The organism is Blastococcus sp. OS1-29 (assembly GCF_057628075.1).
Map to the genome: position 1 here is coordinate 398,869 of NZ_JBXXJK010000001.1, position 23,296 is coordinate 422,164.

21 protein-coding genes and 1 tRNA gene are annotated in these 23,296 nt (G+C 68.0%); 15 read left to right on the forward strand and 7 right to left on the reverse strand.

The annotated features are described in order from the left end of the window. Positions 1-94: 94 nt before the first annotated feature. From AC2H4J_RS01980 to AC2H4J_RS02015, 8 genes are all read left to right on the forward strand, one after another. Positions 95-165 (forward strand) — tRNA-Thr (locus tag AC2H4J_RS01980). 473 nt (positions 166-638) lie between these two features. Continuing rightward, complete coding sequence (locus tag AC2H4J_RS01985) at positions 639-2,450, forward strand: site-specific DNA-methyltransferase (protein ID WP_487463145.1); 1,812 nt, start codon at positions 639-641, stop codon at positions 2,448-2,450. Between the two features lie 4 nt (positions 2,451-2,454). Then, complete coding sequence (locus AC2H4J_RS01990; RefSeq protein ID WP_487463146.1) at positions 2,455-4,947, forward strand: DEAD/DEAH box helicase family protein; 2,493 nt, start codon at positions 2,455-2,457, stop codon at positions 4,945-4,947. Positions 4,948-4,950: 3 nt separating this feature from the next. Continuing rightward, entirely contained in the window at positions 4,951-5,886 is a 936-nt protein-coding gene (locus AC2H4J_RS01995) for an S-4TM family putative pore-forming effector (RefSeq protein WP_487463147.1), read from the forward strand. A 166-nt stretch (positions 5,887-6,052) separates the two neighbouring features. Next, entirely contained in the window at positions 6,053-6,928 is an 876-nt protein-coding gene (locus AC2H4J_RS02000) for an SMODS domain-containing nucleotidyltransferase (RefSeq protein WP_487463148.1), read from the forward strand. Positions 6,929-7,164: 236 nt separating this feature from the next. Beyond that, on the forward strand, positions 7,165-7,323 hold the full coding sequence (locus AC2H4J_RS02005) for a hypothetical protein (protein WP_487463149.1): 159 nt from the start codon (positions 7,165-7,167) through the stop codon (positions 7,321-7,323). 160 nt (positions 7,324-7,483) lie between these two features. Continuing rightward, a complete protein-coding gene (locus AC2H4J_RS02010; protein WP_487463150.1) occupies positions 7,484-7,903 on the forward strand; it encodes a hypothetical protein in 420 nt (139 codons plus the stop codon). Between the two features lie 437 nt (positions 7,904-8,340). Beyond that, positions 8,341-9,093, forward strand: a complete 753-nt coding sequence (locus AC2H4J_RS02015) for a DUF5131 family protein (protein ID WP_487463151.1) — start codon at positions 8,341-8,343, stop codon at positions 9,091-9,093. Here AC2H4J_RS02015 and tcmP read toward each other — a convergent pair. The 5 genes from tcmP to AC2H4J_RS02040 all read right to left on the reverse strand — a co-directional run bounded on the left by tcmP (position 9,090) and on the right by AC2H4J_RS02040 (position 15,949). After that, complete coding sequence (gene tcmP / locus AC2H4J_RS02020; protein ID WP_487463152.1) at positions 9,090-10,250, reverse strand: three-Cys-motif partner protein TcmP; 1,161 nt, start codon at positions 10,248-10,250, stop codon at positions 9,090-9,092. The two genes, AC2H4J_RS02015 and tcmP, sit on opposite strands and share 4 nt — an antisense overlap. A gap of 71 nt (positions 10,251-10,321) precedes the next feature. After that, positions 10,322-10,768 (reverse strand): hypothetical protein, encoded by a 447-nt coding sequence (locus AC2H4J_RS02025; protein WP_487463153.1) that lies wholly within the window; start codon positions 10,766-10,768, stop codon positions 10,322-10,324. Further along, the gene (locus AC2H4J_RS02030; protein WP_487463154.1) at positions 10,765-12,834 is read right to left on the reverse strand and encodes a hypothetical protein; all 2,070 of its coding nucleotides are present in this window, start codon (positions 12,832-12,834) and stop codon (positions 10,765-10,767) included. Before AC2H4J_RS02030 ends, AC2H4J_RS02025 begins: the two co-directional genes overlap by 4 nt. Next, a complete protein-coding gene (locus AC2H4J_RS02035) occupies positions 12,831-14,543 on the reverse strand; it encodes a hypothetical protein (RefSeq protein WP_487463155.1) in 1,713 nt (570 codons plus the stop codon). The genes AC2H4J_RS02030 and AC2H4J_RS02035 overlap by 4 nt, the downstream gene beginning before the upstream one ends. Next, the gene (locus tag AC2H4J_RS02040) at positions 14,540-15,949 is read right to left on the reverse strand and encodes a tyrosine-type recombinase/integrase (RefSeq protein WP_487463156.1); all 1,410 of its coding nucleotides are present in this window, start codon (positions 15,947-15,949) and stop codon (positions 14,540-14,542) included. The genes AC2H4J_RS02035 and AC2H4J_RS02040 overlap by 4 nt, the downstream gene beginning before the upstream one ends. Before the next feature lie 354 nt (positions 15,950-16,303). On the opposite strand from AC2H4J_RS02040, the gene AC2H4J_RS02045 reads away from it, so the two are divergent. From AC2H4J_RS02045 to AC2H4J_RS02055, 3 genes are all read left to right on the forward strand, one after another. Beyond that, positions 16,304-16,555, forward strand: coding sequence for a hypothetical protein (locus AC2H4J_RS02045; protein WP_487463157.1), 252 nt, complete (start codon positions 16,304-16,306; stop codon positions 16,553-16,555). Between the two features lie 209 nt (positions 16,556-16,764). Continuing rightward, positions 16,765-19,530 (forward strand): helix-turn-helix transcriptional regulator, encoded by a 2,766-nt coding sequence (locus AC2H4J_RS02050; protein WP_487463158.1) that lies wholly within the window; start codon positions 16,765-16,767, stop codon positions 19,528-19,530. Between the two features lie 30 nt (positions 19,531-19,560). Continuing rightward, entirely contained in the window at positions 19,561-19,746 is a 186-nt protein-coding gene (locus tag AC2H4J_RS02055; protein WP_487463159.1) for a hypothetical protein, read from the forward strand. A gap of 20 nt (positions 19,747-19,766) precedes the next feature. Here the strand turns inward: AC2H4J_RS02055 and AC2H4J_RS02060 are convergent, their stop codons facing one another. After that, positions 19,767-20,411 (reverse strand): RNA polymerase sigma factor, encoded by a 645-nt coding sequence (locus AC2H4J_RS02060; RefSeq protein WP_487463160.1) that lies wholly within the window; start codon positions 20,409-20,411, stop codon positions 19,767-19,769. Between the two features lie 153 nt (positions 20,412-20,564). Here AC2H4J_RS02060 and AC2H4J_RS02065 point away from each other — a divergent pair, with 153 nt between their 5' ends. After that, complete coding sequence (locus AC2H4J_RS02065) at positions 20,565-20,771, forward strand: dodecin (protein ID WP_487463161.1); 207 nt, start codon at positions 20,565-20,567, stop codon at positions 20,769-20,771. 69 nt (positions 20,772-20,840) lie between these two features. On the opposite strand, the gene AC2H4J_RS02070 is transcribed toward AC2H4J_RS02065, so the two are convergent. Next, positions 20,841-21,239, reverse strand: a complete 399-nt coding sequence (locus tag AC2H4J_RS02070) for a DUF5313 family protein (protein ID WP_487463162.1) — start codon at positions 21,237-21,239, stop codon at positions 20,841-20,843. Positions 21,240-21,338: 99 nt separating this feature from the next. Here AC2H4J_RS02070 and AC2H4J_RS02075 point away from each other — a divergent pair, with 99 nt between their 5' ends. From AC2H4J_RS02075 to AC2H4J_RS02085, 3 genes are all read left to right on the forward strand, one after another. Next, positions 21,339-21,770, forward strand: a complete 432-nt coding sequence (locus AC2H4J_RS02075) for a CBS domain-containing protein (protein WP_487463163.1) — start codon at positions 21,339-21,341, stop codon at positions 21,768-21,770. A gap of 72 nt (positions 21,771-21,842) precedes the next feature. Then, positions 21,843-22,760 carry an EamA family transporter RarD gene (gene rarD, locus AC2H4J_RS02080; RefSeq protein WP_487463164.1) on the forward strand — a complete coding sequence of 306 codons (918 nt, stop codon included), beginning with the start codon at positions 21,843-21,845 and terminating at the stop codon, positions 22,758-22,760. Positions 22,761-22,887: 127 nt separating this feature from the next. After that, entirely contained in the window at positions 22,888-23,211 is a 324-nt protein-coding gene (locus AC2H4J_RS02085) for a DUF3263 domain-containing protein (RefSeq protein ID WP_487463165.1), read from the forward strand. Positions 23,212-23,296 lie beyond the last annotated feature (85 nt).

The window sequence follows — 23,296 nt, forward strand, 5'->3', positions numbered from 1 at the left end:
GTTACAGGCGCCCCGTGTCACACATGCTGAGCGTGAGGGCGGGCTAGGCTGCTCAACGGCTTGACGATGGTGTGTTACACGTCCAGCCTGTCCTGCCGGAGTGGCGTAGCGGTAACGCAACTGTCTTGTAAACAGTAGTCGCGGGTTCGACTCCCGCCTTCGGCTCTCTTCCCGTGGCGGTTCCTCTGGGTGCCGCCTCGACGGGTCAACAACGCGCGGAGCGAGGGGCTAGCGCCCGGTGGCCGGTGCCCGGGCTTCCCCGCGACACCTTCGGGAGACGCCTCGGGGCGAGGCGGCGACGCGCCCCGGTAGCGCCCGCAGCGTCCCCCAGGGCACCCCCAGGCGGTCACCCAAATCAATGCGGTCCGAGCCTCCCCGCGCTCGGCCTGGGGCGCGTGTGCCACGCTCCATGCCAAGACATCTCGTCAAGTCGCATGGGTGTGAGCCTGGAGTTGCTTCGCTTGCCGCTCCGGTGGAGCGCGTGGACAGTCTCGCCGCAGATCAGCCGATCTTCCGGATCCGTGACAGGAACCGCCTCGCTGCGCCGATAGACCTCTACGGGGTGCTCGCTGACGGGTGTCCGGTCTTCGAAGGGATAGCAGAGCGGTGGAGCACGACACGACGGACGCGAGGACTTCGTGAGCCCCGTCCGCAACCAGAATCCCAAGGGTCGCCTCGAACTGACCTGGAAGGGCAAGGACCTCGCCCTCATCCCTGCCGAGCACGGCAAGTACGACTACTCCTGGGTCGACCCCTCGGACCCACGTGCGTGTGAGGTCAAGAGCATCGAGCGCCTTGGGCGGGTGGGTGCACCAGACGGTCCCGTCGGAAGTGACGAGAACCTGCTCATCCAGGGTGACTCGGGAGATGCGCTACGCGCGCTCGGCAAGATCCCGGAGTGGTCGGCGAAGTACACCGGCAAGGTGAAGTTGGTCTACATCGACCCACCGTTCAACACCGAGCAGACCTTCGAGCACTACGCGGACCAACTCGAACACTCGGTCTGGCTCACGATGATGCGAGATCGCATTCGGGACATTCAGCCGCTCATGAGTGACGACGCGTCGATCTGGGTCCATCTCGATGACGCCGAAGTGCACCGGATGCGCCTGCTCTTGGACGAGGAGTTCGGGCCGGAGAACTTCGTTGCCACAATCCTGTGGCAACGCGTGGACAACCCGTCATCCCGAACCTCGGGCAAGATCGTCCCCAGCCACGACTTCATCCTCGTGTACTCCCGCAGCCAGGCGTTCACCCCGAACCGGCGACTGGTCGGCGAACTCCCCTCGCACTACGACAGACGCGATGAGGAAGGCCGCCCGTATTGCAGTCGATCCCTCCGCAAGGCAGGCACCGCCGCCTTGCGGACGGACCGACCGTCGATGTGGTTCCCGATCCCTTCGCCGTCTGGCGGCGAGGTCTGGCCGATCCGCTCAGACGGCACCGAAGGGCGCTGGCAGTGGGGTCAGGACAAGGTGCAGCGCGACTACGACCTGTTGGAGTGGTTGCCGAGCCCCCGCGGCCAACTGGAGCCCTTCATCCGCATCTATCCGCCGGACGAGTACTCGGCACCGTTCCACACGTGGTGGCCGTACTCAGAGGTCGACAGCAATCGCATCTCCAAGATGGAGATCAAGGCCCTCGTTCCTGGGATCACCCCGTTCAGCACCCCGAAGCCGGAGCGCCTGCTGGAGCGCATCATCAGCATCGGTTCAAACCCCGGCGACATCGTGCTCGACTGCTTCGGCGGGTCCGGGACCACGGCCGCGGTCGCGCACAAGATGGGGCGTCGCTGGGTGACCGTTGAGTTGCAGCAATCGACCGTGGACGCCTTCCTCCAGCCCCGGCTAACGAAGGTGGTCGAGGGTCAGGACCCAGGCGGAATCACCACGAAGACTGAGCGGGTCGCCGTCGCTGATCTCCCCGAAGGGATCACCGTGGACGACGCTCAGCGGTTCACCAGCCTGCTGGGCAAAGTCGCCAAGGCCATGGAGGGCCTGGACGAAGCGACGCTGAAGGCGCTTCGCGCCGCCACGAAGACCAAGGACGAGTCGACCGCCCAGTGGCAGGGCGGCGGCGGCTTCACCGTCGCTCGACTCGGTCCATCCATGTATGACGTGGACGACGAGGATGGCACGGTCTACCTCTCCGACGCCGCCACGAATGGTGCCTGGTCAATAGCCGTCGCCGGACAACTCGGCTACACGCTCACCCCGGACCACCCGGTCTTCTGCGGTGTCAAGCGCCGCATGCGTCTGGCCGTCGTCGACGGAGTGGCCGACGAGCAGGTCATCCGCACTGTCGTCGAGCACCTGGGTGACGGGGAGCGGGCTGTGATCGTGGCTAAGGCTGCACTCCCAGACGCCGAAGCATTGTTAAAGGACCTCTCTCCAGGTTCGCGGCTGCGCAAGGCACCCGACGACCTGTTCCCGAAAGCGACGGTGAAGTAAAGCCGTGGAGATCGCATACGACGAAACGCTCATCTACGAGATTGCCGCACGCTTCGATCTTCGGGAACCGAACCGTCAAGCCCTTGAGGCCGTGATCGCGGCCATCGTCAAGGCGGACGGAAGTTTCACCGAGATGGTGGCTGATCTAGCCACCGGCGTCGGCAAGACCTTCCTCATGTCCTCCCTCGTCGAGTACCTGGCGACCCAGGGGGTCCGGCACGTCCTCGTCGTCACGCCGAACGCGACCATCCAGCGCAAGACCCTCGCCAACTTCGATGCCGCGTCCGCCAAGTACGTGGCTGGGGCCGAGATCGCCCCGCTCGTGATCACTCCGGAGAACTTCCAGATCGCTTCGGTCGGAACTGCTCTGCGCAATCCCAACCGCCTGAAGGTCTTCGTCTTCAACATTCAGCAGTTGATCCGGCCCACGGACAACGTCTCGCGACGAGTGCGAGAAGACGACGAGAACCTCGGTGACGCGCTATACACCTACCTGGAAAACACAGACGATCTATTCGTCATCGCAGACGAGCACCACATCTACCACGATCGCGCCCAGGCATTCTCCGCCGCGGTGCGCCACCTGAACCCAGTCGCCCTCATCGGGCTTACCGCGACCCCAGACCCTGCCGACGTAGCGAAGATCATCTTCCAGTACACCCTGGGAGAAGCCATCGCCGACGGCCACGTCAAGACCCCCGTCATCGTCTACCGCAAGGACGGGCAGCGGGACGAGCGCACCCAGTTGGCCGACGCCTGCCAGTTGCTGCGGCACAAGGAGGCCGCCTACCAGGAGTACCGGAGCCTCCATCCCGACCTTCCGCAGACTCATCCGGTGCTCTTCGTGGTGTGTCAGTCGATCGACCACGCCACCGAGGTCGGGCAAACCCTGGCAGGGCCGAACTTCATCGGGGATCCCCAAGCCGTTCTGGAAATCACCTCTCAGTCATCGGAAGAGGCCCTCCAAGCCCTCGCCGACGTGGAGGCTTCCGACTCGCCGATCCGGGCCATCGTGAGCGTGAACATGCTGCGCGAGGGCTGGGACGTGAAGAACATCGCCGTCATCGTCGCCCTGCGCAGGCTCGCGTCACAGACCTTGACCGAACAGATCCTCGGGCGTGGTCTTCGCCTGCCATTCGGCCACCGCACCGGCGTCCCTGCGGTCGACCAGGTCGACTTGGTCGCGCACGACTCCTACCAGCAGTTGCTCCAGCAGAAGGATGTCCTTCGGGAACGCCTTCAGACCCCTGCCGTGCAGACGGCGGTCGACGAGCACGGCGCCGCGCCGACGACCATTGCGCCGCTGGGCGCAGAGGCGACCCCAACGGCGGTCGGTGGATCCGACTCACAATCTCCGGTGACGTCGACTGGCGGTGTGCCGTCACGGGCTGCCGCTGTCCTCCCCGGTCAGGCCGCTCTGTTCGGACTGGACGGCGAGGACGAGCCCGCGTCAGAGGCAGCCCCAACCCTCTTCTTCGAGGAAGTCGACACCCGACAGGCGGCTCCCACTCCGCAGCCGCAGGGGCGAACCGACGGAGCGCCCCAGATCACGTTCCCGCGAGAGGTATCACGGCTCGTCGTGTCTCCGTTCTCGCTCGTGGACATCCCCGACGGCGATGCTGAGGCGGCTGGCGCTCGGTTCATCCGGGAAGTGCCCACCTTCATCTACCGCGACGCGCTGGAGGCCCGGCGCAGCGGGGCCGACGTGCGCATCACGGTCACCCCGCAAGCCAACGCTGAGGCCCAGCAGGTGCTCGTCGGGATCGACGTTGTACGGCTCCAACTGACGCACGAGATCGTGCGACAGCCCGAGGTGACTGCGGACCGCCGCGAGAAGAACGCGGCGAGACGACTCGTCGACGCCTTCCTCAAGGGGGCTGGCGTCTCGTCCTCCGAGCAGGCATCGGCCGAATGGGGCGAACAGCGGCGGCGCCAAGCGGTTGAGGGGCTCCGTGTCTTGATCCGTAGCGCCATCGGTAACCGTAAGCAGGAAAGGCAGGTCGACCTGGAACCGGTCACCCTGCCGCTGGAGCCCGTCCTCGTGGACCCGAACGCTCCGAATGCGTACAACGACCCCTACATCAAGGGCGTGCACTTCCAAGGCTGGCGCAAGTCGATCATGCCTACCGCAGCGTTCGACGCGAAGACCACCGAATGGGAACTTGCCAAACTCCTCGATCGTGACGACGAGATCGTCTGGTGGCTACGCCTTTACACCAGCGGTCAGGCATTCATCCCCACGGAGACCGGCCGGTACTTTCCCGACTTCATCGCACTCGACAAGAGCGGTACCTACTGGGTCATCGAAGGCAAGGCGGACAGCGATGCACGCGACACCGACGTGATCGCCAAGAAGGTCGCCGCCGAACGATGGGCACGCCTCGTCCGTGACGAGGAGGAGTACGGCACCTGGCGGTACATGTTCGTCACCGAGTCCAACATCAAGTCCGCTGCCGGATCCTGGAACGGCCTCTACACCGCTACCAACCCCGAGTGAGCCGTGTCAGGAGCCGTCCGTCGCACTGATCCACCGATCACCGAGCAGCAGAACACCGAGCCGTTCCTTCGGCTCCTTGCCGCGCAACGGCGCCTGTATGCCGATGTGAAGGCCAGCCATAACCGCAGGCTGATCGCACTCGCGATCATCGCGGCGGTCACGATCATTGTCGGCGTCCTCGCTTCATCAGCGCGCAACTACATCGGCGGGATCGTCGCGATCGGGATGGGCCTCTGGGCTGTCCTCGGCGAAGTGGTGGAGAAGCGGAAGAACGGAACCGCGGCCAGCATTCAAGAGGAGTTCGACACCGGCCTCTTCCGTCTCGACCGCCACCCCTACCTGGCCACCCGGCCCAGTGACTGGGACATCACCGAAGCCGCCAACCGCGGGTCCCGCGATGGACTGCCCAACTGGTATCAGCCGCGCTCCCTCAGCGACCTCGTTCGCCCTCTCGATGTCCTGGTTTGCCAGCGGGCCAATCTGGACTATGGGGTCTCCCTGCACCGCGCCTACGCCCGCTTCCTGATCCTCGCCTTGGGCGTAGCCCTCGTCCTCGCGGTCACAGTCGGGGTGGCTTTCCAGTACACGCTGCTCAACTGGCTGTTCGCGCTCGTCGCGCCTCTGGCGGCGACGGCCGCTGCTCTGGTCAAGGAGGCTGTACTGCATCGGGAGAGCGCCATCCACAAGGCGACTCTTCAGGCCAAGGTCGCGGACATGTGGCGCAAGGCGCTCGACGACCCGGCCTCCGTCAGTGACACGGACTGCCGCGCGGCGCAGGACCGCATCCTGCAACTCCGGCAGACGAATGCCCGCGTCCCCGACTGGTTCTACAACCGGATGTGGGACCAGGACGAGGCAACGATGCTCGCGAACTCATCCCATCTCGTCGAGGAAGCCCGAGCCCGCGGGCACGTCCTGCCGGATCGCGGCGACACCTAACCGACACCGGCAGCAGCGCCTTGGCACAACGGCGACCAGCGTCTTCGACTGGTCTGGGCAGCGGCACTGTCGTAGGGCGGGGTTACGGTCCCGCCTCACGCCAGCCGACTACACCAGCAGCGGTGCCTACGACTGGGCCTGCGCGCCGATCACTACGGGGGAACCGATGCCTTACACCGTCTCCAAGTCCTTCGACGAGTTCCAGGCCAACATCGCGCTCACCGCGACCCAGCAGCAGGAGGTCCGCGACAAGAAGGCCAGCGCCACCGCGGCCGTCAAGCGCGGGTTCCCCGCCTCATCGAACATGCCGACTACGGCGCAGAAGTTGATCGGCTCAGCGGCACGCTCGACGATCATCCGGCCACTCGATGACATCGACATGCTCGCCGTGTTCGACCACACCCTCGTCTGGCCCACCTACCAGTACGACTCTCAGGCGTTCCTCTACCGAGTTCGGGACGCCCTCAGGAGCGAGACGAGCGTCCGCCTCGTCGGTAGCAAGGGCCAAGCCGTCCGGCTCCAGTACGTCACCGGCGCACACGTCGACCTCACCCCCGCCTTCAACCGGCAAGGAGGCGGCTACCTCATCCCCAAGGGCGACGGAGGCTGGCTCGCCACCAATCCCGACCAGCACGCCGACTTCATGGCCACCCGCAACCAGGCACTGAGCAGTCGCCTCAAGCCGCTCGTCCGCATGCTCAAGCGCTGGAACCGCAGCCACAGCAGTCGGCTGAAGTCCTTCCACCTGGAGGTCATGGCCCAGCACGGCGTCGGCTACCTCTACTCCAACGAAGGCGAACGCATCGAGGACTTCTTCCAGAATGCCGAGTACCGACTGGACGTGGCCGATCCAGCGGGTCTCAGCGGCACCTTCACGTCAAGTTGGTCCTGGGACAAGCGTCAGACAGTCATCACCAGCCTGCGCAGCGCGCGCGACCGCGCGTCGAAGGCTCGCGAGTACGAGCGAAACGGGCAAATCGCATCAGCCGTCGGGCAGTGGCAGATCATCTTTGGCAAGGACTGGTTCCCCGCCTACGGGTAAACGAGCGTTGGTGCCGCTGCTCAACCCCTCGCGTGCCAGTGGGATCTTTAGAGCAGGACGAGACACTGGACACCCTGAAGCCGCTCACTTGATGGCTATCGGCCTGGGAGGACTTCGGCCAGAGAAGGTACGCCCTGACTGGTCGGGCTCGTAGCAGTCCCTTAATGACTCCCTGTCTGCCGCGGGAGTCGCGCGACTAACAGATTGCGGGTCAGGTGGTCGCTAGCGTTAAGGGCATGACGTTGGACGAGTACAACCGCATCGCCGGAATCGCGACATTCTGGCTGCTCGAAGTCTTCGGAGAAGACGAGAACGCCATGCCCGAGGACTCCCCATGGTGGTATGACGCCGCAGAGGAACTCCTGCGCAACATCGGCATCAACCGGCCGCAGTAATGGCACGCTGGTCGGAGTGAGCGTTGCGCGCATCACCTGCAAGCCCGTTCACTGAGGCTCCGGCGCCCCTGTGGCTCGGGCAGCGGCCAGGGGGATCTCGGGCACCCATGTCGCCGCGCGAGTCCGTTAGCCTCGGCCGCACAGGCAGCGAGGAGGGGTCTTGGCTCACGAGTCCAACGGATGCACGTGCTGGCAGTTCTCTCTCCCCACCGGTGAGCACCACCCTGCCGCCCGGCTGTTCTCAGAGGACCGGGTCGCCGTCACATCCAAGGCTGGGGATCGTGTCCAGGGCATCCCTGGCGTCGTGTGGCAGGACGGCGACACCCCCCTGGTGAGCGTTGACCTCGACGACAGCAAGGACTCGTGGTTCTGCGCGCCGGAGGACGTGGCTTCAGTTGAGATCGTCTCCAAGATCGATGCCGACGCAGCCCTCAAGGCAGTCCGCGCGGCGCTCGTCGACCCCCTCAACCGGCTGGAGGAGGACCTCCTCCTGTCAGTGGTGACCGGAGACCACGAAACCGTGGAGATCACCGTGCAGCGGAGAACCTGGAGTTGCTGCCCGCCCGGCGCGGAGTGGTGACCTGCTGCGGCCCGAGCCGACGGGCGGGTAGCCGATCCATGTGTGACCACCGCGCATAGACGACCAGCGGTCGCCCGCAGGATGTAGCAGCAGCCTGACGTCGTCGTAGGGCGGCGCTACGGTCCGTTGCGGCTGTCCCAGGAGCATGACAGGCCCCTGGGGCTGCCGGGCCTCTGGAACGCAGTAGCGGGCGGCTCAGGGGCTGTCCGAGTCGGATGACCGACTGCTCGGGCACCCCGCTCCGACCTCGATGGCCGGGGGCCGGAGCGGGGCCACCGGCGGAACGACTGACGTACTCCAGCCCTGTAGATCCTGCCGGGACTGGAGGAACGGGTGAGGCGATGTCAGACCCTCCACCTACGTTCGCGGCGTCCGGGATGGACGTGGACGCTGCCGATAGCGTCCGTGGAGTCCGAGACGAGCGAGGGGGTGGAGACGTGGCGAGCAAGAGCACCATCGAGTGGACCGAAGTCACCTGGAACCCCACGACCGGCTGTGACCGAGTCTCGGTGGGCTGCGACAACTGCTACGCGCTGACCCTGGCCAAGCGGCTCAAGGCGATGGGCGCAGAGAAGTACCAGAACGATGGGGACTCGCGCACCAGCGGCCCTGGGTTCGGCGTAACCGCGCACCCACAGGCCCTTTCCGCGCCGTTCTCTTGGCGCCAACCGCGCTTGGTCTTCGTCAACTCGATGAGCGATCTGTTCCACGCGCGCGTTCCACTCGACTTCGTTCGCCAGGTCTTCGACGTAATGGCAGCGACGCCGCAGCACACCTACCAGGTGCTAACCAAGCGCGCCGCCCGCCTCCGAAAGGTCGCCGACCAGTTGGACTGGCCGGACAACGTCTGGATGGGTGTCAGCGTGGAAAACACCGATGCTCTATGTCGGGTGGATGACCTGCGCGATGTTCCGGCAGCCGTTCGCTTTCTGTCTTGCGAGCCGCTTCTGGGGCCGCTCGATGACATCAACCTCCATGGGATCGACTGGGTCATCGCCGGTGGCGAAAGTGGATCCGGGCACCGACCGCTTGACCCGGAATGGGTCATCAACCTGCGGGACGACTGCACGGCGGCCAAAGTGCCGTTCTTCTTCAAGCAGTGGGGTGGGCGCACTCCAAAGGCCGGTGGGCGCACGCTTGAGGGGCTGATCTGGGATGAGATGCCCGCTCGGGGGCTCGCGACCGCCTAAGTAGGGGGCTGGACGACCAGTTCACGGGTCTTGCCACCGATGCCGGTACTGGCGGTGCCGCCCTGGTGGTGCAGTGCCTTCACCGCCTTCCGGACCACCGACTCACGGACCTGCCCGTAGAAGTCGCCGAACACGGCCTTGGTGTGGTCGACCACTCGGAACCCGACAGGGTACGAGCGCAGGAGGGACCGCAGGTTGTCGGTGATGACCGGCAGGGCAGCCTCCTCGACGGTTTCCAGTACGGGGCGGACCGTGGCCGTGGTGGTGAAAAGCGTTCCCTGGTCCTCCTCGGCCTGCGCATCCACTTCGACTTCCTCCAAGGTGTCCCACCACGCCTGCGTGCTGCGCGCGACCGCGTCCCCGAACACCCAGAGGCCGTGCGGTGCCCGCGTACCGAAGATGAGGTCGTAGACCGGCTTGTGCGTGGGCGCTCGCCGGACCGGAACCGGCACCAGGTCCATTCCGGTCGCGGAGGACAGGCGGTTGGAGAAGCCAGCAACAACCGCCTCAACGGCGGCGTCGGTCACCCCGCCCGCGAAGTGCTCCCGCCACCAAGGGCCGCCGACGGTGTCGTCCATCCGCTTCATGGTCGCCGCGTTGGGTTGGCTGGCGGTGACGTGCCCGCCAATCCGACGAACGGCTTCCAGGCTGAAGTTGAGCAGGAACTCCGTGGGCGGCCACCCCTTCTTCCGCTCGCCGTTGAGGAGCCCGCTCATCCGGTCGAACGGCAGGCCCAGCCCGCACGGGTCCAGGAACAAGAACAGGGGGCATCCGACGGCGGAGGCGACGACGCGGTCCAGGACGTCTTGCACGTCTCCCCGGTGGGCGTGGGCGGTCACGCCCTTTGCGGCGTACTCGTCGACGACACCGGCGAGGACGCGGGCCGATTCAGCGTCCTGCTCGACGAAGAAGCAGGTCCATGCCAGGTTGACGCTCGCGTACTGCGCCTGCGCGACCATCATGATCTTCTCGGCCGAGGCGGGCGTGCCGTTGGCATACCGCCCTCGGCCGGCGTAGCCGTCGAGGTAGACAACCCGACGCCCGATTGAGCCGGTCATCCCGGCAAACGGGGGCACGTACTTGTCGAGCAGGGTGTGCTTGAAGACGCTGGGTAATGCCTGCCCCGACCAATACTTTTCCCTGGCCCCCGTCGCCATGAGTGCCCCCTCACTGTGGTTGGGCGAAGCGTGCCAGAGGACGGCGACAGCACCTCAGCCGACGCCCGTGGTCACGTGCGGCGTTTCGTGCTGTCCAGTCGCGTGACGGATCGCTCTGCTTCCAGTTCCTCGCGAAGCAAGCGGTTCTGCTCGGCGAGGAAGACGATCTGACTGGCAGCCCGGTCACGCTCCCCTCGGGCGGTTTCCCTTTCCTCGCGGTACCGCCGAGCAAGCCGCGTCGCCTCCGCGAGGTCTGCACGCAGCCGATGGATCTGCGCCTCGCGCTTATCCGGCATCTGGTCGCTCTGCCGTAAGGCGTCTGCACGCCGCTCGAAGTCCTCGGCGATCGCGACGTACTCGGTGCGGTAAAGGTAGTTACGGGGAACGCCTGCCTCTGTTGCCAGGGACTTCAGCGTCAACTTTCCGTCGCTGACGGCAGCGTCTCCGGCCAGGATGCGGGCGGCGGCTTCTTCGAGTCGTCGCCGGTTCCGCTGGGTCGGGTTCTCGGTTTCGGTCATGCCTCCTCCTGGGCGAGTAACGGCTCGATGAGGTCTTCCACTTCGCGGATCTTCTGCTGCACGCGCTGGCGCTCCCCGGTCGGTATCCGGCGGTCGGATAGAGAGACCTTGAGCGACTCCAGGCCCCCTACCCAGACGGGTGCGTGCTCGCGGTGGATGGTCGCGTTGGCGCACTTGGTCGGCTCGCAAGAGCCCACGAGTGGCCGGGTCTTGTCCGCGACGCCGCGCAAGCACCTGGCGCGGCTGGGATCGGTGAACCAACAATGCGCCAGTGGGCCGATGTGCAGCGTGTCAGCACGAGCCTTCAACAGGGTCCTGACTGCATCATCGCGGTCGCGGACCTGCGGGGCATCGCTCGCGTCGGCGAGACCCGCGTCAGCAATGGCGGCGGCGAGGCTTGCCGCACCGAGGCCAATGACCGGCTCTCCTCGTTCGGCGGCGTCGATGACGCGCTCGACTGCCGCCGCCGTGGCTTGACGGCGTTCGTGTTCCACTTCGGCTTGGAATGCTGTGACGGACTCGCCGTGCTTTCCGGCATAGCCCTCGGTCGTGGCCACCGAGATGTGCTTGAGGTGAACCTTCCCCGCAATGACGCCGTTGGGGCGCCAGCCGATCTCGCGTGCCAACTTCCTGCGAAACTGGCGAGGAACCAGGTCCCACTCCACGGGGATAGGTGCAAGCCCGGCCGTACCACCGTGCTCCCCGACCCACGACCGGAACTCGGAGAAGTGGTCCGCAAACGCGCTGATGACGAGTGGATTCCGGCTAGTTGTAAGTGCCTCCGCGAGTTCGATCGCCTGCACGACCTCGTCGATGACGACCCAGGTCTCTCGGCGTCCGCCCGGCGGTTCGCCCTTCAGCAGACTGCTCTGGATGCGTCGGCGGATGACTCCGGGAGCGAACTCTTCACGCTTGATGGAGTTGCGTTCGATCGCCGCGATCTCGCTGCTACGCATTCCTGAGAGAGCGGCGACGACGATGTAGCAGGCGATACGGACGAGGTTGGTCATGCCCGCTAAGGAGTCCAGGCTGAACTCCCCACGCCAGGGCTGTGCAGCATCACTGTCGGACGCGAGGGCAACGCTGCTGACCTCGGTGAGGATCCCGCCCCTAGCGACTCCTAGTTTCTCGGCTGCTCGCTGGATTGCTTCCAGGCGCTCCGGCTTCAGCAGGACGTCCGGATCCTTGACTCCGATGTTGAGCGCGATGGTCGTGCGGCAGACATCGCCGCCGATACGGCCGATGCGGGGGGTGGCTGCCGGGAGTTGGCGGCCCTCGGCCCGGAGCCGTTCTAGGTACTCCGTCAGTGCGTCGTCCACACGCCGGGCGCCAGGCACGCCGCGTTGCGCTGGTGCACTGCGAAGCCGCTCGACCTCACGCTTGGCCGCCAGCAAGTCTGGCCCGGCGACCTGAACGAGGAACAACGCAGCGGCAAGCAGGGGGGCAAACACCTCGTCCGGGATCAGGGGGGTCTTATTTCCGTTCGACCCAACACTCGGTTCACCGGCGGCGGCGACGGCGCTGATGTCACCCCAGGGGCGGAAGCCTGCTGCGTATGCGTCATGTGTCAGCAGCGAGCGGTAGTCGGCGAAGACTCTCAAGGCGCTGACGGCGATGTGCCGTGACTCGGGTGTGATCGTGTCCAGGAAGCCGTCGCAGTGCCCCTGGGTGACGCGGCTCAATGAGCGGACACCCTGGTCATCGAGGTATGCGAACCAGCGTCGCCAGTAGGAGAGGCGCTGTGGCGGCAGCGCCCATGGCGGGTACGCCGAGCGACGGACGTCGGGCAGGTGATGCTCGATTCCGACTCGGGGCTGCATTAGACACAGCGCGACCTCTTTGGCGGTGATTCGCCAGAGAGGGTTCCTAATGCCGGTCCAGTTGATGACGGTGTACCGCGCGTACGCGGGCCAGACGTCGAGCGCACCCAAGTCCCAGCGGTCGCTGCTGAACGGAACGGCGCTGCTGTCAGCAGGCGCTGTCCAAGAGAGGTATCCGAGCACATCGAGATCCGGCGGGAACACGGCCGACTCAAGCGGCGCGGCGTGCAGACTGTTGGTCGTCATTGGAGTTGCTCTCCCGGTCCAACGGGCAGGGCGGCTGCTTCAGCGGCCACGACTGCGCTGGCCTCCGCGAGGGCAGCAGTCGAGTAGCGCGGCAGGATCCGCGTTGTCAGTTGCACCCAGGCCGCCCCGTAGACGCTCAGCCACTCGCCTTGGGGGAGGTCGTCGGCCCGCTTGCGGATGTAGTCCTCCAGCCGAAGCAGGTTCGGCAACTTGGCTGGTGTGATGACGGCGAGCGGGCAGACGAGACACGACCAGACGCTGGCTGTGCAGAAGTTGCCCTTCGCGACGAAAGGTGAGTCGTACGGGTCCCGGCAGGTCGCCGCGAACATGTCCCATTCACCCGTGGTGGCGGGCACTGCCCGTTGGCTCATCACGTCAGCGCCGTCCACGGCGTCTGCGAGTTGCTCGTCATCTGTGAGGATGAGGGCCACCGTTTCGGCCCGGCGCAGAAGGTCTTGCTGAGCCGCCTCGACCGTTTCCGCCATGACTTCGGGGTCCGCCGACCGCGACAGGTAGTGGTCTCCCTCAACCGCCGCAGTGCGATTCGGGTCGATGGTGACGGCGCCGTGCCAGTCCCGGCCCTTGCGCACGGTCCACGTGGTCCTGAGGCGGCGGAGGTCGAGCGGCAGTGGCTGGCCGTCGTCGTCGGTCAGTCCTGTCCGCTCGATGAAGCGTCTACGGTGCTTCCCCCAGCGCGCGTCTGCGAAGTCGGCGACAGCGCCGCCCCCTGCCTCGGTGAAGCAGATCCACACGTGCGACTCGTCGTTCATGAGTGACCGCAGACGTTCCGACGTCCGCAACCAGTCGCGTAGCAGTGCAGGCCCACTCCACGGGCCCGCCTCCCTGTAGACCATCGCCTGGCGGTCTGACGCGCGCCGTTTGCGGAAGGCGACGCGCAACTGCCGCTTGCCCTGCCATTCGAGGTCGGCAGTCATCAGCGCGTTCATGCTCTCGGGAGGCAAGCCGAACTCCAGGCCGAGTAGCACGCGATAGGCAAGGGCTGTATCCATGTCGGGCAGCAAGGCTCGGCGGTAAGCCGTGAAGGCATCCGAGTCCGTAAGCCACCCGTCGGGGTGTCGCTGGCGCAGATCGTCAACCGGTTCGAGGCTGGAGCCTGCGAGCCACTGCAACCATGCCTGGCTACCGCCAGCGGACGGGCCTGTCTCGGACAGCAGTGCAGTGACTCGGCGCTGCTCCACGCGCCCCGCGCGCACGATCTCTTTGCACTTCGAAACGAGGCGTGTGTACTCGCCATGCGTGTACGCGGCGAGGGGAGTGCTGCGTGCCTTCGAAGCGCTGACGCGCGTGCCTGCTAGGTGGGGCGTCACATCGGACGAGACGGGGCGGCTCACTCCCGCTGCGGGCGTGGCTGCCGTGAGCAAGATCCGATTGCGGTTCTCGACGGCGCGCTTCTCCTGCTGCCAGTAGTCGTATAGCCGCTCCACCGTCAGGTCCCGAAGGTCCCCACGGAAGCCGTCGTCGTCCAACCACCTGGCGAAGCGGCCGATCGCGTCGCGGTACTTCTTGGCGGTCCACGCGGTCTTGACTGTCCCGTTCGCGTTCGTCAAGGACAGCAGCGCAAGAGCCAGAGGGCGAACCACCGCCGGGCACGGCAGATGGCTGAGGTCCAGCCGGAGTGGCTCGTCGCCTTCGAAACGCAGGTGCAAGGCCAGCGGTACCTGGACGAGCCCGTGGCGCGGGGCGGTCATGACGCACCCGCCAGGTCCTCTGCGTCGAAGTCCTCTTCTTCGGCCAGCAGTTCCATCTCGGCGTCGGTGAGGATCCGCGCGGGGTCTTGCAGGGCGAGGTAGACCTCTGTCGTCTGGAGGCTGCTGTGTCCGAGCAAGTCTCTCAGGATGAGGAGGGGGTCCTTCCGTCGCAGAATGGCCATGAGGAGCGGGTCCCCGCCGCTGAGTTCAGCCAGCCGCTCCGCCCGAGACAGGGAGCCCCTCGTCAGTTCGTTGAGGGTCTCCACGGCGAACGTGTGTCGCAGCATGTGGGGCGTGACCACAGGGAAGTTCGGGTCGAACTGCCGACAGCGGTCTGCGGCAGTCCTGAAGGTGTACCGCCAGTTGCCCTCTGACACGGGCGCACCGGTGCTCCTCACGAACAGGAGCCCGCTGCCGCCGTCGGGGGCCACAAGACGACGTCGCTGCGGAATGCTCAGGTGGGACCAGCGCACCCGCCGTCCGTTAATCGTCGCCCCCTCCCTCGTCGGATCCGTGACGATCAGGGGCCGCTGTGGCTCCCACGATGAGCCGTCGGTGTAGAGCGGACGCTCCAGGGACGCGTAGTCAGCGACAGCGCTGAGTGCGGGGGCTGTCACCCACGTCGTCCTGGCCCGCGCTCCCTTCGCAATCTTCTGCGACACCGGGAGCGGGATGTAGTTCTGGAAGGGGCCAGCAGGCTGTGGCATCTCCCAGACCAGCAGGTTCGAGAACTCCTGGCGACGGAGGCCGCTGTGGCGCACCAGTTCCCCCATGGCGCGGTTGCGGGTGGCGAGGCGCCCCGCGAAGTCGCCGTCGGGTTGACCAGTGGGGGCAGCGCCTCCGAGACCGGTAGAGACGAACATGTCTGCGTAGTCGACGTCGAGGTGTCTCAACGTGGCGAGGGCGGACCCGGCCTTGGCGCGGGCGAGGTTCCGCTTCACCGTGTCCTGGCCCCTGTGGGAGCGGGGGAGGCGCAGCACCTTGTAGTTGAACGGCGGCGCGCCGATCCTCCCGACCTCGACCGCCCATGCGTAGAAGTTCTCCATGGCTGAGACAGCGCGGTTCCAGGCCGACCCGCCGATGGCCTGAGAGGCATCGTCGGCGTCACCCTGGAGCCGGACCTCCCGGTAGTCCGACACCGCTGCCTTCAACCGGTCGACGTCGTCGAACAGCCACTGGTCGCGCGATCGCAGGAACTGCGCCCAGGCGAGGACATCATCGGCGTAGCCCGCCCACGTCCGTGGCGAGTGGCAGCCTCGCTCGCGCAGCGAGCGGAGCCAGGCGTTCAGGTCCTCGACGGGGCGCATCTCGTCGTCGAGTACGAACGGCAGCCCGTCGGGGATCGGCACGGGTGGGTTGCGGGTCAGAGCCTGGACGTGGGACCGGCTGAACACGTAGGTCTGCACGGGAGGCTGCTCCTCGACGGGGGACTGGGTGTAACACGGCGCCACACTTCTGCAAACGGTATCGGTCACCTCCGACAGGTCCTGGAGATGTCACACGTACCGTTTCAACCCCTAACCGACTTGTAATCGGGCGGTTGCGGGTTCAAGTCCCGCCGTCGGCTCCGTGCTCGCCTGTTGCCCGGGTGGACCCTCGACGTGACGCCGGCGGATCGTCTGCGAAAAAAGATGGTCCCCCCTCGTTACGGGAAGTCCAGCATTGCGCTAATTTCCTCCGCGCCGACAGGCCGAAGCAATCGATCAATTCCCGACCGGGTCCGTCGGATGGCATTTCCATTCCCTTTCGGAGGTATCGCCATGCCCCTCAAGCTCTCCGCTCTCGACGGCATCACCGACGGCATCTCGGGTGCCCTGCAGAGCAGCGCGGGCGCCGGAGCCCACTCGTCCCTGCCCGCCTTCCTGCCTGACGGCCTGCCCGCGCACCTGGTCAGCGCCTCGATCGAGGGCGCGCTGGCTCCGATCGCCGCTGCGGCGGTCCTCCTGGCCGCCGGGGGGCTCCACGTCCTGCGCACCCGGCCGACCGTCGCACTGCGTTTCCCCTTCGCCTGACGCTCAACGTCGGCTGCGCTCGACAATTCGGCCCGCGATCGGCCGGAGGGCAATTCCTCGACTGCGCACCGCATCGACCACAATTCCGCTGCGAATGGTTCGGCGGGCGCATTTTCACGGTCAACTCCGTGGCGGAGTATTCGGTCGCGAGAGTAGCGCGGACTGCCGAGAGTCTGGACTGTCGCGGGGCGCCACGGCAGGATGACCCGGTGATCGGGACGGCGGGGGTCCCCTACGTCGGCAGAACGCACCACCGGGCAACGGTGGCGGCGGCCTTCGCCGAGCCCGGCCACATCGTGCTCGTCTGCGGTGAGGCCGGCGTCGGCAAGTCGTCGCTCGTGGCCGCCGCACGTGCCGGCGCGACCACCGACGTCATCGAGGGGTCCTGTCTCCAACTGGCCGGGCAGGCGCTGCCCCTGGCCGCGCTGGAGCAGATCTTCTACGCCCGCGGCGGGTGGCCGACCGCACCGGAGGACTCCGAACAGCAGTCGTCGGAACAGCGGCTCAAGGCCGTGCGGCAGTGGGCGGACGCCCTCGCGCCGAGCGGCGCGCCTTCGCCGACCACGCTCGTGATCGACGACCTGCAGTGGGCCGACGAGACCACCTGCGACTTCCTGGTCTACCTGGCGTCCACGGCCGCGCGCCGCGGGCTCAGCCTGGTGCTGACGCTCCGCGACGACGAGACGCCGCGGCTGGACCGGGTGGAACAGGCCGTCTCCGAGCTGATCCGGCTCCCCGGCGCCAGCTGCGTGGAGCTGCAGCGACTGGACCGGGAGGAGACGCGCGAACTCGTCGCCGCCCTCACCGGCAGCGACACCGTCGACGTCGAGAGCTGGTACGAGCAGTCGCAGGGGAATCCCTACCTGCTCGGCGAGCTCGTCAAGGACCCGGGCTCGCGCCGGGTCAAGGACCTGCTGCTCTCCCGGGTGCGCGCCCTCGGCCCGGACGCCGCCGAACTCGTCGGTCTGGCCGCCATCTTCGGGCTCTGGGTGCCCGACCGGCAGCTCTGCCGCGCGTCGGGGCTCCCTCCGCGGCAGTACGGAGCCGCCGTGCGGGAAGCGGTGCATGCCGGCGTCCTCGTCGTCGACGGCGCCGACTACGCCTTCCGGCACAGCCTCATGTGCGAGGCGGTGCTCGCGCAGCTGCTGCCGTTCGAGCGCCGCGACCTGCATCAGCGCGCCGCCGAGGCCCTGGCGGAGGCCGCACCCGACGACGTGGTGACGGCCGCGGCGGTGAGCATGCACTGGACGGAAGCGGGCATCCCGGAGCAGGCCGCGGAGTGGAGTCTCCGAGCTGCCCGCGCCGCACGGTCCCGCCGGGCGTTCGTGGAGTCCTGGGGCTACTACCAGCGGGCCGTCGACTTCGGTGGGCGGACGCCGGGGCTGGACCTCGCCCTGGAGGTGGCGGGAACCGCCCGCCTGGCCGGGGATCCGGCTGCTGCTGCGGCCGTGCTGGAGAAGGCGCTGAGCGCCGGAGCCTCGGAGCCGGCCGAGCGGGCCACCGCGCTCGAGCGCCTGGGCCTCTTCCGCTGGGAGGCCGGTCTCACGGCCGGCAGCAGGGATGCGTACCTGGAGGCGGAGCGGGCTCTCGCTGCGGACGTCACGGCGGTGCACGCGCAGGTCTGGGGAGCGCTCGCCCGAGCGGCGCTGATCATGGCGGAGTTCGACGAGGCGATCGAGATGGCCGATCGTGCGGTGGACGCGGCCCGGTGCTACGGCACCCCGGGGGTGCTCGCCGACGCGCTGATCACCCGCGGTATCGCCGCCGCCATCTCCGGGCAGCCGCGCGGCCTCGACACCCTTCGCGAGGGGGTGGCCCTCGCTCGGAACGTCGAGGACCGCGGCGTGCTCTGCCGGGGGTACGCGAACCTGATCCTCGCGTACGAGTTCTCCGACCTCCCGGCGCAGGCGTGCGACGCGGCGCTGGAGGGGCTGGCCCTCCTGCCGGAGTACGGGTTGGAGCTCGCGGTCGGCGCCGCGTTGGCCTGCAACGCCGCGAACATGCTGATCCGCCGTGGTCACTACGAGAAGTGCGCGACCGTCCTCGCCGATCTCCTCGATGGGCGCGCCGTGCGCGGCCAGGGTCTGCACCTGTACATCGAGCGGGCAGAACTGCACCTGCGGATGGGGGATCTGGCCGGCGCACGAGCGAGCCTCGCCGCGGCGGCACCGCTGAGCGAGACCGATGAGCCCGCCGTCGTCGCCGCGCTCGCAGCCGCCACCGCCGAGCTGCTCGCACAGGAGGGTGACCGACACGGTTGCCTCCGGACGGTGGACGACGCCCTCGGGCGGCTGGCCGGCACGCAGGACCGCCGGTTCCGCACCGAACTGGTGGGCATCGCGCTGCGCAACGAGGCCGACCGGGCCCTCCCGCCGGCACGTCGGCGCGACGCCACGGCCCGGGAGCGACTCGACCGCCTCGCCGCAGAACTCGAAGGACTGGCGCCCGGGGCGGACGACGACGTCGACCAGACCGCGCACCATCGGACGGCGCGCAACGAGCTCGCCCGCGCGCAGGGGGCGGCGACCGCGGAGGACTGGCACGAGGCGGCGGCGCTCTGGCGCGCAGCGCAGCGCCCACGCGAGGAGGCCTACTGCCTGCTGCGCGCCGCGGAGTGCCACGTCGACGACAAGCACCGGGAGAAGGCGGCGGTCGCCGCACGCGAGGCGCGCGAGATCGCCGTCCGCCTGGGGGCCGCGCCGATCCTCGCGGAGGTGGACGCCCTGGTCGGTCGCACCCGCCTGTCCGCGGCCCCGGCTCCGCGCACACCGGCGGACGATCGACCCTACGGACTCACCGAGCGCGAGTACGAGGTCCTCGCGCTGCTCGGCACCGGTGCGACGAACCGGGAGATCGCCCGGAAACTGTTCATCAGCGATCGCACAGTGGGTGTTCACGTGTCCCGTGTTCTGCATAAGCTGCAGGTCACCAACCGTGCGCAAGCCGCAGCCCTTGCGGTCAAGGTCGCCCGGTAGGAGCCGGACGCCTCGCTGGAAGGGACTTCGATGTCGCCGTTCAAGCTGTCGCTCGTCAACCCGGGGAACGACGACCCGGACGAGACCGTGGAGCTGGACGACGAGCTCGTCGCCAAGCTCAAGCGGGTCGTCGACGACAACCCCGACCTCACGCTGGCCGAGGCCCTGCGGCAGGGAATCATCCACGTCGCGGAGAACGGCCCCGCCAGCCGCTGATCGGCCGGCCCGGCCTGCGCTCAGCGCAGGCTGGGCTCCAGCTGGGCGCGCAGGGCGCGGACGGCGCGGCCGCGCAGCGGGCCGAGGCTGCCCCGCGGGATGCCCAGCTCCTCGCTGAGCGCGTCGTAGGACGACGGCTCGCGGAGCAGCGCGCGCACGATCCGGCGCTGGCTCGGGGGGAGCGTCTCGACCGCCTCGTCGAGGGCGCGCCGCAGCTCGTCGTCCATCAGAGCCGTGGCGACGTCGGTGTCGTCGGGGGCGACGCGGTCGGCGACGTCCTCGGTCGGGATGGCCCGCTGCTGGCCGCGCAGGACCGCGAGCGCCTCCCGTCGCGCCGTGGTGGACAGCCAGCCGGGCAGGCAGCGCGGGTCGTGGATGCGGTCGGCGTTGCGGAACAGCAGCACCCACGTGCGCTGGACCGCCTCGTCGATGTCCGCCTCGCCGCGCAGGACCACCCGCGCCGCCGACCGCAGCAGGCCCTCGTACCGCCGCACGGTGCAGTGCCACGCGGTGGGGTCGCCGGCGCAGAGGGCCTCGAGCAGCCCGCGGTCGTCGTCCGCACGGTCGTCGGGAGCGGTGCGAGGGGTGGGAACCAGGGTCAGGACGGACATCGGGTGCGCTCCTTCGGCGTCGTTGCGGAACGACGCGAAGTCTTCGGAGTTCACCGGGTGCCGAAATCCGTCGGACGACGTATTCGGGGCCGCGGGAAGTACGTACGTCAGGGCGACGGGTCATCCGCACGACGTACGCAGAGGGCGCGCGCGACGCCGGTTTCTGCCACGGTCGACGCATCAACCCCTCAGCAAGGAGGAGGCATCGTGAGTGACCACGTGTACAGGCTCACCGAGGTCGTCGGCAGCAGCGAGACGAGCGTCGCCGACGCCATCCGGACGGCGGTGCGCAAGGCGTCGCAGACCGTCCGGAACATCGAATGGTTCGAGGCGAAGGAGGTCCGCGGCCAGGTGGTGGACGGCGACGTCGCCTACTTCCAGGTCACCGTCAAGCTCGGCTTCCGCGTGGATTGAATGGTTCTTTCGGCTCCGTCCAGAGGCTCGCCGCGAGCTTGCGAGTGGTGAGGGGGACGGGGTCCTCTTTCAGTCGAAGCTGCCCGCCCCACCGTGGCGGTACGGGGACCGGCGCTCGACCCGGTCCCGCTCGGCCCGTTCGGCGCGGACCCGCGCCGCGGTGCCGGGCGGGAAACCGGCCTTGGTGGCGCGGTGCTCGATGGTCTCGGTCATGAAGGCGATCGAGAACATCAGGGCGATGCCCAGGCCGCCGAACGCCGCGGTCAGCCGGTAGGCCAGCGGGACCGGGGGCAGCAGGAGGCAGAGCGCCATGAGCGGCAGGGCCTGGACGGCGGTCCGCACCAGGTGCCGCACCATCCAGGTCCGGCCGGTGGTGTCGGCCAGGACCCACGGGGCCAAGCGGCGGGGGAGTCCGCCGCCCATGGCGTACCAGACCCACTGGGCCGGATTGGGTCGCTGCACGGGCACCCATCGACGGTAGGCCGGTTTCGCGCGGCGTTGCCGTTCGCGTGCAGCGGGTGCACACTCCCGGCACCGTTCCGCGCAGGAGTCCGTCAGGAGGTTCCGGTGCAGATCAGCCAACTGCTCCGCCACAAGGGCCGCGAAGTGGCCACCATCGACGGAGCGCAGACCGTGCGCGACGCCCTGGGCGTGCTGGCCGAGAAGGGGATCGGCGCGCTCGTGGTGTCCTCCGACGGACGGCGGGTCGAGGGCATCGTCTCCGAACGCGATGTCGCCCGGGGGCTGCACGAGCACGGCGCCGGGCTGCTGACCCAACCGGTCTCCAGTGTGATGACCGCGCAGGTGCACACCTGCGCGCCGCACATGAGCGTGCACGACCTCGCCCGGACGATGACCGACCACCGGGTGCGGCACGTGCCCGTGGTGGAGGACGATGTCCTGGTCGGCATCGTCTCGATCGGCGACGTCGTCAAGGCCCGCCTCGACGAGCTCGAGGAGGAGCGCAAGCACATGGTGGACTACATCCAGACCGCCTGAAGAAGGACCCCGTCCCCCTCACCACTCGCAAGCTCGTGGCGAGCCTCCGGACGGGGCCATTACCGTGCGGGAGTGGACGAGAGACGCCTGGGAGTTCTCTCCGGGCTCTCCGCCTACGCCCTGTGGGGACTGTTCCCTCTCTACTTCCCCCTCCTGGAACCGGCCGGTGGGCTCGAGATCGTGGCCCACCGGGTGCTCTGGTCGGTGGTGTTCGTCGGCCTCCTGCTGACCGTCCGCCGGCACTGGGGGCAGGTGCGGGCCCTGGTCTCCGACCCGCGCCGGCTGCTGGTCCTCGCCGGCGCCGCCCTCCTCATCGCGGCCAACTGGCTGGTCTTCGTCTACGGCGTGAACTCCGGCCAGGTCGTCGAGACCTCCCTCGGCTACTTCATCAACCCGCTGGTGAGCGTGCTGCTCGGCGTCGTGGTCTTCAGCGAACGGCTGCGGCCGCTGCAGTGGTGCGCCGTGGGCATCGCCGCCGTCGCCGTCACGGTGCTCACCGTCGACTACGGCCGCCCGCCGTGGATCGCGCTGGCGCTCGCGGCCAGCTTCGGTCTCTACGGCCTCATGAAGAAGCTGGTCCGGGTGGAGGCGGCGCCCGGCCTGTTCGTCGAGACGGCGCTCGTGGCGGTTCCCGCCGCGGTCGTGCTGGCGGTCCTGCACTCCTCGGGGAACGGCACCTTCGCCAACGCCGGGGCCGGCCACGCCCTGCTGCTGGCGAGCTCGGGCATCGCGACCGCCATCCCGCTGCTGCTCTTCGCCGCGTCCGCCAGCCGCATCCCGCTGTCGACGGTCGGGCTGCTGCAGTACCTGACCCCGCTCATGCAGCTGGCGATCGGCGTGTTCGTCTACGACGAGCCGATGCCACCCGCCCGGCTGGCCGGGTTCGTGATCGTCTGGGTGGCGCTCGCGGTGTTCACCGCCGACAGCCTGCGACACGCCCGGACCGCAGGCCGACGTGCGATCGTCGACACGATTCCCGCCGGTCTCTGACGCCTCTCGAGTCCCAGCGGCCCGCGCCCACCGTCGGCGCCCGCCGAAACCGTCGGTACCCCCCGCTAGCGTCGGCGGCGAGCGACCGAGTCGCGGCTCGCCCGTCACGTGAGGAGTTCCACCGGCCATGACCGACGACGCGACCGCGCTGGTCTCCCCGCCCCCGGCCGAGGCTCTCGGCGACGAATCCGCGCAGGTCACGGGGGGAGGACTGTCCCGTCGCGAACACGAGATGCTCGCCTTCGAGCGTCATTGGTGGCGGCAGGCGGGTGCGAAGGAGACGGCGATCCGCGACCGTTTCGGAGTTCCGCCGACCCGCTATTACCAGGCGCTCAACGCCCTCGTCGACCGTCCGGACGCCCTCGCTGCCGACCCGTTGCTGGTCCGCCGGCTGCGTCGGCTCCGACGCGCGCGGGCACGAACACGTTCGTCTCAGGGTTCTAGTCAATGAGAGTTACAACGATTAGATTCGCTCACTGTGGGCAGGCACGCCGAATCAGGCAGTGACGGGCGGGACCGGGGCAGCAACCCTCCGG